The sequence below is a fragment of the Pseudomonas sp. WP18 genome (assembly GCF_036689585.1).
GTDB lineage: Bacteria > Pseudomonadota > Gammaproteobacteria > Pseudomonadales > Pseudomonadaceae > Aquipseudomonas > Aquipseudomonas chlororaphis_E.
In genome coordinates this window covers 5,863,967-5,875,482 of sequence record NZ_CP144758.1, presented here as the reverse complement: position 1 = coordinate 5,875,482, position 11,516 = coordinate 5,863,967, and the positions used below count along the sequence as shown (strand labels likewise).

Here is an 11,516-nt window from a genome sequence, read left to right as displayed (position 1 = left end):
CTAAGGTAAGCCCCACGACAGCGAACCCGTGGAGTGGTCATGACAACAACAATATCCCCCGACTCGCGCTGGACGCGGCGGCGCGGCGAAAAGCAGCGGCGTCTCGGGCTGGTGAAGGGGCTGGCCGACGGTGTGGTGTTGCCCACCGACAAGATCGTGGCGGCGCTGGAGGCGCTGGTCCTGCCAGGCGACCGTGTGGTGTTGGAGGGCAATAACCAGAAGCAGGCGGATTTCCTCGCGCGCGCCCTGGCCAAGGCCGATCCTTCGAAGCTGCACGACCTGCACATGATCATGCCCAGCGTCGGCCGGCCCGAGCACCTGGACCTGTTCGAACGCGGCATCGCCCGCAAGCTCGACTTTTCCTTCGCCGGCACCCAGAGCCTGCGCATCAGCCAGTTGCTCGAAGACGGGCTGCTGGAAGTCGGCGCGATCCACACCTACATCGAGCTTTACGCCCGGCTGGTGGTGGACCTGATTCCCAACGTGGTGCTCTCGGCCGGCTTCATGGCCGACCGCGCCGGCAACATCTACACCGGCCCGAGCACCGAAGACACCCCGGCGTTGATTGAACCGGCGGCGTTCAGCGATGGCATCGTCATCGTCCAGGTCAATCAGTTGGTAGACGACGTCAGCGACCTGCCGCGGGTGGATATCCCGGCGTCCTGGGTGGATTTCGTGGTGGTGGCCGACAAGCCGTTCTATATCGAGCCGCTGTTCACCCGCGACCCGCGTCACATCAAGCCGGTGCACGTCTTGATGGCGATGATGGCGATCCGTGGGATCTATGAGAAACACAACGTCCAGTCCCTCAACCACGGCATCGGCTTCAACACCGCGGCGATCGAGCTGATCTTGCCGACCTACGGCGAATCCCTCGGGCTCAAGGGCAAGATCTGCCGCAACTGGACCCTCAACCCGCACCCGACGTTGATCCCGGCCATTGAAAGCGGTTGGGTCGAAAGCGTGCATTGTTTTGGCACCGAGCTGGGGATGGAGCACTACATCGCCGCCCGGCCGGACGTGTTCTTCACCGGCCACGACGGCTCGCTGCGCTCCAACCGCATGATGTGCCAACTGGCCGGGCAATACGCGGTGGACCTGTTCATCGGCGCGACCCTGCAAGTGGACGGCGACGGCCATTCCTCCACCGTGACCCGAGGGCGACTGGCCGGCTTCGGCGGGGCACCGAACATGGGCCACGACCCGCGTGGTCGCCGGCATGGCACGCCGGCCTGGCTCGACATGCGCCATGGCGACGGCGAGGCGCCATTGCTCGAACGTGGCAAGAAGCTGGTGGTGCAAATGGTCGAAACCTTCCAGGAAGGCGGCAAGCCCACCTTCGTCGACACCCTCGACGCGGTGGACGTGGCCAGGAAAGCCGGGATGCCCCTGGCGCCGATCATGATCTACGGCGACGACGTCACCCACCTGCTCACCGAGGAAGGCATCGCCTACCTGTACAAGGCCCGTTCCCTGGAAGAGCGCCAGGCCATGATCGCTGCTGTGGCCGGCGTCACCGCCATCGGCCTGCGGCACAACCCCAAGGACACCGCCCGCATGCGCCGCGAGGGCTTGATCGCCTTGCCCGAAGACCTCGGCATTCGCCGCACCGACGCCACCCGCCAATGGCTCGCCGCCAAGAGCGTGGCCGATCTGGTGGAGTGGTCCGGTGGCCTCTACAACCCGCCCGCCAAATTCAGGAGTTGGTAATGCTCGCATTCAACCTGCAACCGAAAACCCTGAGCCTGGCCGACCGACTGGCCGACCTGGCGGTGGACGTGCTGATCGACGAAGCGGACCTGTCGCCCAAACCGGCGCTGGTGGACCGGCGTGGCAACGGCGCCCACACCGACCTGCACCTCGGACTGATGCACGCCTCGGCGCTGGCCTTGTGGCCGGCTTTCAAGCAAATGGCTGAAGCAGCGATCGAGTTCGGTGAAATCGGCCTGCCGCTGCGCGAAGCCCTCGGGCGGATCGGGCGGGAAGGGGAAGCATCAATGCTTGCCACCACCGGCGGCGTGAACACCCATCGTGGCGCGATCTGGGCGCTGGGCCTGTTGGTGGCCGCGGCGGCGCTGGCACCTCAAGCCGCTACGGCCGGCGCGGTCACCTTGCGCGCCGCACGCCTGGCGCTGCTCGACGATCGCTATGCGCCAAGGCCCCTCAGCCATGGCGCCCAAGTCGCTCAACGCTACGGCGCCCGCGGCGCCAGGGAAGAAGCGCAGCTTGGTTTCCCTTCGATCACGCAACGGGCCCTGCCGCAACTCAGACGCAGCCGCGCCCGAGGGCATGGTGAACAGAACGCCCGGCTCGATGCCTTGCTGGCGATCATGACCCAACTGGCGGACACCTGCGTGCTGTACCGCGCCGGCGAGCCCGGTTTGCAGGCCATGCAGACCGGTGCCCAGGCGGTGCTGGACGCCGGCGGCAGTGCCAGCCTCGACGGCCGCCGCCGCTTGCACGGGCTGGACCAACAACTGATCGCCTTGAACGCCTCGCCCGGCGGCGCCGCCGACCTGCTCGCCGCCTGCCTGTTCGTCGACCGTATCGAATCGGGTGACGGCCTCATCCAGGGAGCTTTCTGATGCAAACCTTAATGTTTGAATTCCCCGCCGGGCAGCCGCCACGGGGGCGTGCCCTGGTGGGCTGTGTCGGCTCGGGCGACTTGGAAGTGCTGATCGAGCCGGGGCTGGCCGGCAAGCTGACCATCCAGGTGCAGACCTCGGTCAATGGCAGCGAACAACGCTGGCAACATCTGTTCGCCCGGATGTTCGACGGCCAGACGCCTCCCGCGCTGGCCATCGACATCCACGATTTCGGCGCCACCCCGGGGGTGGTACGCCTGCGCCTGGAACAAGGCTTCGAGGAGATCGGTCATGACTGACAGCGCAGCGTTGCTCAACAAGCACAGCTTCGTCGAACTCGGTGCCCGGCAGCGGGCGAAAGCCTTGCTCGATGCCGGTACGTTTCGCGAGTTGCTCGACCCGTTCCAGCGGGTCATGTCGCCCTGGTTGCTGCGACAAGGCGTGGTGCCCCAAAGCGACGACGGGGTGGTGATCGCCAAGGGCTCGCTCGACGGCCTGCCGGTGGTGATCGCCGCGATCGAAGGCGCGTTCCAGGGCGGCAGCCTCGGCGAGGTCGGTGGGGCGAAGATTGCCGGTGCGCTGGAGTTGGCTGCCGAGGACAACCGTCGTGGCATTCCGACCCGCGCCGTGCTGCTGCTGGAAACCGGCGGCGTGCGCTTGCAGGAGGCGAACCTGGGCCTGGCGGCGATTGCCGAGATCCACTCGGCGATCGTCGACCTGCGCCAGTACCAGCCGGTGGTGGGCGTGGTGGCGGGTAGCGTCGGCTGCTTTGGCGGCATGTCCATCGCCGCCGGATTGTGCAGTTACCTGCTGGTGACCCAGGAGGCCCGGCTGGGCCTGAACGGCCCGCAGGTGATCGAGCAGGAGGCCGGGCTCGACGAGTACGACTCCCGCGACCGCCCCTTCATCTGGAGCCTGACCGGCGGCGAACAGCGTTTTGCCACCGGGCTGGTGGACCGCTACAGCGCCGATGATGTGACACAGATTCGCCAACAGGTCAGCCAGTTGCTGCACCTGGGCGTACCTGCCCAGCACCGCAGCGGCCAGGCCGGGCTGTTCCTGCAACGCCTGGCTCGCCTGGACACGCACGCGCAGATCGAACCGGCCGCGGTTCGCCAGTTGTATCAGGGAGAACGCCCATGAGTTCGTATTCATTGAGAGGCTTGCGCTGGTTCGAAGCCTTGAGCGGCGGTGCCGAGCCGCTGTCGGGATTGCCTGCTTCGGTGAAAGTCGTCGACACGACGCTGGGCGAACAGGCCGTGCGCCTGTTGGCGGTCGTGGCCGACCCCGACAACCGTTTTCCCCGTGCGCGCAACGGCGAGGTCGGTTTGCTGGAGGGCTGGGGCCTGGCCAAGGCGGTGGACGACGCCATCGAGGCCGACCGCCAGGCGTCCGCCAAGCGGGCGCTGATCGCCATTGTCGATGTGCCCAGCCAGGCTTATGGGCGCCGGGAAGAAGCCCTGGGCATCCATCAGGCCCTGGCGGGGGCGGCGGACAGTTACGCCCGTGCCCGCCTGGCCGGGCACCCGGTGATCGGCCTGCTGGTGGGCAAGGCGATGTCTGGGGCGTTCCTGGCCCACGGCTACCAGGCGAACCGGTTGATTGCGCTGCGCGATCCGGGGGTGATGGTCCACGCCATGGGCAAGGCGTCGGCGGCGCGGGTGACCCTGCGCAGTGTCGAAGAACTGGAAGCACTGGCCGCCAGCGTGCCGCCGATGGCCTATGACATCGACAGCTTTGCCAGCCTGGGATTGCTCTGGGAAACCTTGTCGGTCGAGCAGATCGAACAGCCCTCGGTGACCGATCTGGCCCGGGTTGCCGACTGCCTGCAACAGGCGATCAAGCATGTCGGCGGGGCGCCTCGGGATTTGCGCAGTCGCCTTGGGGCGCCCCATCGCGCCGCTTCCAGCCATGTTCGCCAATTGCTGAGTGAGCAGTGGTGAGCACCTTCTTGGCCCACGACCTGCTCTGGGGGATGACCCCGGCGCAGTTGCCATTGGATGCACCCGCCTGGGCGAGCGAAGCCCTCGGTCTCGGGCACCCGGTGGTGGTACGACGGGCACTGAGCCCGGCGGGGTGGGTGGCGGTGGGCATTCGTGGTCGGGCCCGGGAACAACGTTATGCCACGTCGATGCCGTTGGCGGCGATCCTGCGCCGGGTTCGCCCGGAAGACCTGTGCCAGGCCCACTCCGCTCGCGACCTGCCGGCCCTGCGAGCGCTGTCCCGTCTGCGGCCGCTGCTCGATGCCTGCGGCTGGCGCTGGGGCATCAGCGGCAGCGCCGGGTTCGAGCTTGCCAGTGGGGTCGAGGCCCTGCATGCGCGCAGCGACCTGGACCTGATTCTGCGCACGCCACAACCGTTGGAACGCCAGCGGGCCAAGGCGTTGCTGGCGGACCTGGAGGACTCGGCGTGCGGGGTGGACATGCAGCTGCAAACGCCCTTCGGCGCCGTGGCGCTGCGGGAGTGGGCGGGGTCGTCGCGCCGGGTCCTGCTCAAGGATGACCACCAGGCCCGACTGGTGAGCAATCCCTGGCAGCCGGCGCTGGAGCAGGTGGCATGAGCAGCCTTTTGGTGTTTCCGGGCCAGGGCGCGCAGCGGGCAGGCATGCTCCACGGCCTGGCGCCGCAGTGGTTGGAACAGGCCAGCGAAGTGCTCGGTGAAGACGTGCTGCAACTGGACAGCGCCCAGGCGTTGCAATCGACCCGCGCCGTGCAGTTGTGCCTGTTGATCGCCGGCGTGGCGGCATCCCGTCGATTGCTGGAGCAGGCGCCGGCACCGGATTATGTGGCGGGGTTGTCCATCGGTGCCTATCCGGCGGCGGTGGTGGCGGGTGCGTTGGGCTTCGAGGATGCGCTGCGGCTGGTCAGCCTTCGGGGCGAGTTGATGCAGCAGGCGTACCCACAGGGCTATGGCATGACCGCCATCATCGGCCTGGACCTCGCCGCCGTGGAAGGCTTGCTGGCGCAAGTGCACAGCGACAGCACGCCGGTCTACCTGGCCAATATCAATGCCGATAACCAGGTGGTCATCGCCGGCAGCGACGAGGCCATGGCCACCGTCGCCAGGCACGCGCGCGGCCAGGGCGCCGGCAAGGCCTGTCGCCTGGCGGTGAGCGTGCCGTCCCATTGCCCGCTGCTGGAGACGCCGGCGCGAACGTTGGCCCAGGCATTTGCCGATGTACCGCTGCAAGCACTGGCCTTGGGTTACTTGAGCGGCAGCCGTGCCCGGCCGGTCATCGCGCCGCAGGCCTTGCGTGACGACCTGGCCTTCAACATGTGCCGTGTCGTCGATTGGCGCGGCACGGTGCAAAGTGCCTACGAGCGCGGTGTGCGGCTGCAGATCGAACTGCCACCCGGTGCGGTGCTGACCGGGCTGGCGCGCCGGGTGTTCGAGTCGGGCACGGTCATGGCCTATGACGGTGCCCGGCTCGATACGCTGCAGACGCTGCTCGCAGAGGAGGGACGCCGCCAACCCTAGACCACCGACTCAAGCTGGCGAAGCACAAAAACAACAACTTCGACGATGCATTTTGAGGACTACAACAATGATTATTTACGGCGTGGCGTTTCTGGCTTTTTGTACCCTGACGGGTATTTTCATCGGTGAACTGCTGGGTAAGTTGATCGGCGTGCCGGCCAATGTCGGCGGGGTCGGCATTGCAATGCTGTTGCTGATCGGCCTGGGCAGCTACCTGGGCAAGCGTGGTCTGTTCAAGGGCAAATCCGAGGCCGGGGTGGAATTCTGGAGCGCGGTCTACATTCCCATCGTTGTGGCAATGGCAGCCCAGCAGAATGTCTACGGTGCCCTCAAGGGCGGGCCGATGGCGATCCTGGCGGGGACTCTGGCGGTGGTGATTGCCTTTGCAATGGTGCCGGTGCTGGTGCGCATCGGCAACAAGGGGCCTGAAGCCGACACCTGCGTGAAAACGGTAGGGTGATCGCCATGTACGAGTCATTGATGAAGGTCATCACCGGCTACGGCCTGATCAGCGGTTTCGCGATTGTCGGCATCACCATGTGGGTGTCGTACTGGATCAGTAACACATTCACCAAGGGTCGCCTACATGGTTCAGCCATCGCGATACTGCTGGGGCTGGTGCTGTCGTACATTGGCGGCGCGATGACCGGGGGACAGAAAGGGGTGGTGGACATTCCATTGCTCTCGGGCATCGGCCTGCTGGGCGGCGCGATGTTGCGCGACTTTGCCATCGTCGCCACTGCGTTCGGCGTGAACATCGAAGAACTCAAGCGTGCCGGTTTCGTCGGAGTGCTGGCGCTGTTCGTCGGCGTCGGGACATCATTCATCGCCGGTGTTGGGGTGGCGATGGCCTTCGGTTATACCGACGCGATAAGCCTGACTACCATTGGCGCAGGCGCGGTCACCTACATCGTCGGCCCCGTGACCGGCGCAGCCATCGGCGCCAGTTCCGAGGTGATGGCACTGTCGATTGCCGCAGGCTTGATCAAAGCGATCCTGGTCATGGTGGCGACGCCGTTCGTGGCGCCACTGATCGGCCTGAACAACCCACGCAGCGCGGTGATCTTCGGCGGCTTGATGGGGACCTCCAGTGGCGTGGCGGGCGGGCTCGCAGCCACGGATCCGAAGCTGGTGCCCTATGGTTGTCTGACGGCGGCGTTCTATACCGCGCTGGGTTGCTTGCTGGGTCCCTCGGTACTGTTTTTGATCATGCGAGGGCTGTTGGGGTAGTTCGGTTGGCAGGGGCGCCCCCTTCGCGAGCAGGCTCGCCCCACGTTTGATCGAGAGGCCCTGGGATCTTGTGGGCGCGAGCCTGTTCGCGAAGAAGTCCGCGGGGTCTCAACCCTGGCGATTGGCGTACATCCGGCACTCGGCGAGCAACGCCAGCAGGTTCGGGTCGCGCTCCTTGGCCTTGAGGAACACCACGCCGATGTGCTGTTGCAATCGGTACTTGTCCTGCAACGGGATGAGTTTCACCCGGTTCTCGTACACCGCCGCGATCCTGCCTGGCAGCAACGCATAGCCCACGCCCGAGCTGACCATGCTCAGCAGGGTAAAGATGTCGTTGACCTGCATCGCCACCTTCGGCTCGAACCCCGCCTGCCTGAACACCCGGATGCCGTCCTGGTGCGTGGCAAACCCCTGGGTCAGGGTGATGAACGTCTCGTCGCGGACCTCGGCCAGGTCGACCTCACTGCGCTGGGCGAACGGTGAGTCGGCCGGCGTGGCGAGGAAAATGTCATCGGAGAACAGCGCGATGTGCTCGCAGTCCGGGTCGTTGACGCTGTCGTCCAGCGAGACCAGGATCGCGTCCACTTCCATGTTCTTGAGCTTGTACAGCAGGTCGATGTTGGAGCCCATGATCAGGTCGATGTTGAGTTCGCTGCGGCGGATCTTCAGGCCCATGATCAGTTGCGGGACGGTCTTGACCGTCAGTGAGTAGAGCGAGCCGAGCTTGAAACGCTCAGCGGAGAACCCGGCGGCCTCACGGGTCAGGCGCACGCTTTCGACCACGTCCTGAATCAGCTTCTGGGCCCGTTCCTCCAGCACGTAGGCGCTTTCCAGCGGCGTGAGGTTGCGACCTTCGTGCTTGAACAGCGGGCAACGCAGGGCGCTCTCCAGCGAGTGAATGGCCCGGTGCACACTGACGTTGCTGGTCTGCAACTCAACCGCCGCCCGCGCCAGGTTGCCGGTGCGCATGAACGCCAGGAACACCTCGAGTTTCTTCAGGGTCAATTCTTCGTCGATCAGCATGGGGCGGGCTCTTATTCGTGTCATCCGATTGTGCCTCAATCGATCTGATGCCACGGAGTGTTCTTCGCCAAGAAGCAAACCATTGCACTTTTGCGCCACAGGGCTGAGCCTTGGCGCCTGTTTCATCATGGAGGGTCAGAAATCGATGTATCACGGGGAACGACTCAACGCATGGACCCACCTGGTCGGGGCCGTTGCGGCCTTTATCGGTGGTGTGTGGCTGGTGGTGATTGCCGCGCTGACCGGCGATCCCTGGAAGATCGTCAGCGTGGCGATCTACGGGTTTACCCTGCTGGTGCTGTACAGCGCCTCGACGGTCTATCACAGCGTGCGCGGGCGCCGAAAAGAGATCATGCAGAAGGTCGATCATTTTTCGATCTACCTGCTGATCGCCGGCAGCTACACGCCGTTCTGCCTGGTGACCTTGCGCGGGCCGTGGGGCTGGAGCCTGTTCGGGATCGTCTGGGGGCTGGCGCTGATCGGGATCCTGCAGGAGATCAAGCCGCGGTCCGAGGCGCGGATCCTGTCGATCGTGATCTACGCCGTGATGGGCTGGATCGTGCTGGTGGCGGTCAAGCCGCTGCTGGCGGCCCTGGGCAGCACCGGTTTCGCCTGGCTGGCCTCGGGCGGCGTGTTGTACACCGTGGGCATCATTTTCTTCGCCCTCGATAAACGCCTGCGCCATGCCCATGGCATCTGGCACCTGTTCGTGATCGCCGGCAGCCTGCTGCACTTCGTGGCGATTCTGCGTTATGTACTCTGACAAACACCGCTTAACCCGTGTGGGAGCGGGCTTGCCCGCGAAAGCGGTAGGTCAGCCAACATCGATGTCACTGACCCATGGCATTCGCGAGCAAGCCCGCTCCCACACGGGTTCCTCAGTGGCCGCAGGCGGTTAGAAATCCCCCCACAACTGCTGCGCCACCGCCAGCGCCACCACCGGCGCGGTTTCGGTGCGTAGCACCCGAGGGCCGAGGCGGGCGGCGTGGTAGCCGGCGGCCTTGGCCTGTTCGACTTCGCCCTCGGACAACCCGCCTTCGGGGCCAATCAGGAAGGCCAGCGTCGATGGCCTGGCATGGCTGACCAGTGGCTCGGCCACCGGGTGCAGCACCAGTTTCAGCTCGGCCTCGGTCTGCTTCAGCCAATCGGCCAGCAGCAATGGCGCATGGATCACCGGCGCGGTCGAACGGCCGCATTGCTCGCAGGCGCTGATCGCCACCTGGCGCCAGTGCAGCAGGCGTTTGTCGGCGCGTTCGTCCTTGAGGCGCACTTCGCAGCGTTCGCTGAATATCGGCGTGATCTCGCTGACGCCCAGTTCCGTGGCTTTCTGGATGGCCCAGTCCATGCGCTCGCCCCGGGACAAGCCCTGGCCGAGGTGAATGCGCAACGGTGATTCAGGCTGCCCGGCGAACTGCTCGTCCAGTTGCACCCGCACGCGCTTCTTGCCGACTTCGGCCAGGCTACCGCGAAACTCCTGGCCCGAGCCGTCGAACACCTGCACCGCATCCCCCTCTGCCATGCGCAGCACCCGGCCGATGTAATGCGCCTGGGCCTCGGGCAGCTCGTGGTCGCCGAGGCTCAGGGGGGTGTCGATGAAGAAGCGGGACAGTCTCATGTTGGTTCTCTGCTGAATCAGGGGGTGTCGTTGCTATTTTGATCGGGCGCTTTTTGTGGCGAGGGAGCTTGCTCCCGCTGGGCTGCGAAGCGGCCCTTTTTTTGCGATTGCCGCGCAATCGAGCGGGAGCAAGCTCCCTCGCCACAGGGGAATCTATCTTCAGCCAGGGTCGCGATAGCCCGGATGAAAGTCCTTCGGCACCGCCACGCTGACCGTGTCTCGGGTGGCAATGTCGATGCCTTCGCTGGCCACTTCGGCCAGGAAGTCGATCTGCTCCGGGGTGATGACGTACGGCGGCAGGAAATACACCACGCTCCCCAGCGGACGCAACAACGCCCCGCGCTCCAGGGCATGCTGGAACACCTTCAGGCCACGCCGTTCCTGCCAGGGGTAGGCGGTCTTGCTCGCCTTGTCCTTGACCATCTCGATGGCCAGCACCATGCCGGTCTGGCGCACTTCGGCGACATTCGGATGATCGACCAGGTGCGCGGTGGCGCTGGCCATGCGCTGGGCCAGGGCCCGGTTGTTGTCGATGACCTGGTCTTGCTCGAAGATATCCAGCGTCGCCAGGGCCGCCGCGCAGGCCAGTGGATTGCCCGTGTAGCTGTGGGAATGCAGGAAGGCCCGTAGAGTCGGGTAGTCGTCGTAGAAGGCGCTGTAGACCTCGTCGGTGGTCAGGCAGGCCGCCAGCGGCAGGTAGCCACCGGTCAGGGCCTTGGACAGGCACAGGAAGTCCGGCGTGATGCCGGCCTGCTCACAGGCGAACATCGTGCCGGTGCGCCCGAAGCCGACGGCGATTTCGTCGTGGATCAGGTGCACGCCGTAGCGATCGCAGGCTTCGCGCAGCAGTTTCAGGTACACCGGGTGATACATGCGCATGCCGCCGGCGCCCTGGATCAGCGGCTCGACGATCACCGCCGCGACCGTATCGTGATGTTCGGCGAGGGTCTGCTCCATGGCGGCGAACATCGTGCGCGAATGCGCTTCCCAGCTCACCCCCTCGGGCCGGTGGTAGCAATCGGGGCTCGGCACCTTGAGGGTGTCGAGCAGCAGCGCCTTGTAGGTTTCGGTGAACAGCGGCACGTCGCCCACCGACATCGCCGCGATGGTTTCGCCGTGATAGCTGTTGCTCAGGGTGACGAAGCGCTTTTTGTCCGACCGGCCGCGGTTGACCCAGTAATGGAAGCTCATCTTCATCGCCACTTCGATGCAGGACGAGCCGTTATCGGCGTAGAAGCACCGCGTCAGGCCTTCAGGCGTGAGCTTGACCAGGCGCTCGGACAGTTCGATCACCGGCTGATGGCTGAAACCGGCGAGGATCACGTGCTCCAGTTGATCGACCTGATCCTTGATCCGCTGGTTGATGCGCGGGTTGGCGTGGCCGAACACGTTGACCCACCAGGAGCTGACGGCATCGAGGTAGCGCTTGCCCTCGAAGTCTTCCAGCCACACGCCTTCACCGCGCTTGATCGGGATCAGCGGCAGCTGTTCGTGGTCTTTCATCTGGGTGCAGGGATGCCACAGCACGGCGAGATCGCGTTGCATCCACTGGTCATTCAGGCCCATTTACAGTCTCCTCGGTGCGG

The 11,516-nt window shown here is 65.4% G+C and carries 13 protein-coding genes; 10 read left to right on the top strand and 3 right to left on the bottom strand.

Features of this window, described 5'->3' with window-relative positions; all coding sequences use genetic code 11:
- The first annotated feature begins 39 nt into the window (after positions 1-39).
- The 9 genes from mdcA (at position 40) to madM (ending at position 7,292) form a co-directional block, all read left to right on the top strand.
- Positions 40-1,710: a malonate decarboxylase subunit alpha gene (gene mdcA, locus V5F23_RS26200; protein ID WP_123579175.1), complete on the top strand. Its 1,671-nt coding sequence runs from the start codon at positions 40-42 to the stop codon at positions 1,708-1,710.
- Positions 1,710-2,585, top strand: coding sequence for a triphosphoribosyl-dephospho-CoA synthase (locus V5F23_RS26195; protein WP_123579174.1), 876 nt, complete (start codon positions 1,710-1,712; stop codon positions 2,583-2,585). The genes mdcA and V5F23_RS26195 overlap by 1 nt, the downstream gene beginning before the upstream one ends.
- Positions 2,585-2,884: a malonate decarboxylase subunit delta gene (locus V5F23_RS26190; protein ID WP_042731362.1), complete on the top strand. Its 300-nt coding sequence runs from the start codon at positions 2,585-2,587 to the stop codon at positions 2,882-2,884. The genes V5F23_RS26195 and V5F23_RS26190 overlap by 1 nt, the downstream gene beginning before the upstream one ends.
- Positions 2,877-3,728 carry a biotin-independent malonate decarboxylase subunit beta gene (locus V5F23_RS26185; protein ID WP_042731361.1) on the top strand — a complete coding sequence of 284 codons (852 nt, stop codon included), beginning with the start codon at positions 2,877-2,879 and terminating at the stop codon, positions 3,726-3,728. The genes V5F23_RS26190 and V5F23_RS26185 overlap by 8 nt, the downstream gene beginning before the upstream one ends.
- Complete coding sequence (gene mdcE, locus V5F23_RS26180; RefSeq protein ID WP_042731360.1) at positions 3,725-4,528, top strand: biotin-independent malonate decarboxylase subunit gamma; 804 nt, start codon at positions 3,725-3,727, stop codon at positions 4,526-4,528. Before V5F23_RS26185 ends, mdcE begins: the two co-directional genes overlap by 4 nt.
- Positions 4,522-5,145, top strand: coding sequence for a malonate decarboxylase holo-ACP synthase (locus V5F23_RS26175; RefSeq protein ID WP_053147225.1), 624 nt, complete (start codon positions 4,522-4,524; stop codon positions 5,143-5,145). Before mdcE ends, V5F23_RS26175 begins: the two co-directional genes overlap by 7 nt.
- Complete coding sequence (mdcH, locus tag V5F23_RS26170) at positions 5,142-6,062, top strand: malonate decarboxylase subunit epsilon (protein ID WP_338496998.1); 921 nt, start codon at positions 5,142-5,144, stop codon at positions 6,060-6,062. The genes V5F23_RS26175 and mdcH overlap by 4 nt, the downstream gene beginning before the upstream one ends.
- A 67-nt stretch (positions 6,063-6,129) precedes the next feature.
- Positions 6,130-6,522, top strand: coding sequence for a malonate transporter subunit MadL (gene madL, locus V5F23_RS26165; RefSeq protein ID WP_042731357.1), 393 nt, complete (start codon positions 6,130-6,132; stop codon positions 6,520-6,522).
- Between the two features lie 5 nt (positions 6,523-6,527).
- Positions 6,528-7,292, top strand: a complete 765-nt coding sequence (madM, locus tag V5F23_RS26160; protein ID WP_042731367.1) for a malonate transporter subunit MadM — start codon at positions 6,528-6,530, stop codon at positions 7,290-7,292.
- A gap of 108 nt (positions 7,293-7,400) precedes the next feature.
- On the opposite strand, the gene V5F23_RS26155 is transcribed toward madM, so the two are convergent.
- Entirely contained in the window at positions 7,401-8,315 is a 915-nt protein-coding gene (locus V5F23_RS26155) for a LysR substrate-binding domain-containing protein (RefSeq protein WP_042731356.1), read from the bottom strand.
- A 145-nt stretch (positions 8,316-8,460) separates the two neighbouring features.
- Between V5F23_RS26155 and V5F23_RS26150 the strand changes: the two genes are divergently transcribed.
- Positions 8,461-9,078 carry a hemolysin III family protein gene (locus V5F23_RS26150; RefSeq protein WP_338473998.1) on the top strand — a complete coding sequence of 206 codons (618 nt, stop codon included), beginning with the start codon at positions 8,461-8,463 and terminating at the stop codon, positions 9,076-9,078.
- A gap of 132 nt (positions 9,079-9,210) precedes the next feature.
- Here V5F23_RS26150 and V5F23_RS26145 read toward each other — a convergent pair whose 3' ends face one another.
- Together V5F23_RS26145 and V5F23_RS26140 are read right to left on the bottom strand one after the other, a co-directional pair.
- Positions 9,211-9,930, bottom strand: coding sequence for a 16S rRNA (uracil(1498)-N(3))-methyltransferase (locus V5F23_RS26145; RefSeq protein WP_047735867.1), 720 nt, complete (start codon positions 9,928-9,930; stop codon positions 9,211-9,213).
- A 159-nt stretch (positions 9,931-10,089) separates the two neighbouring features.
- Positions 10,090-11,496 (bottom strand): adenosylmethionine--8-amino-7-oxononanoate transaminase, encoded by a 1,407-nt coding sequence (locus tag V5F23_RS26140; RefSeq protein ID WP_338496994.1) that lies wholly within the window; start codon positions 11,494-11,496, stop codon positions 10,090-10,092.
- Positions 11,497-11,516 lie beyond the last annotated feature (20 nt).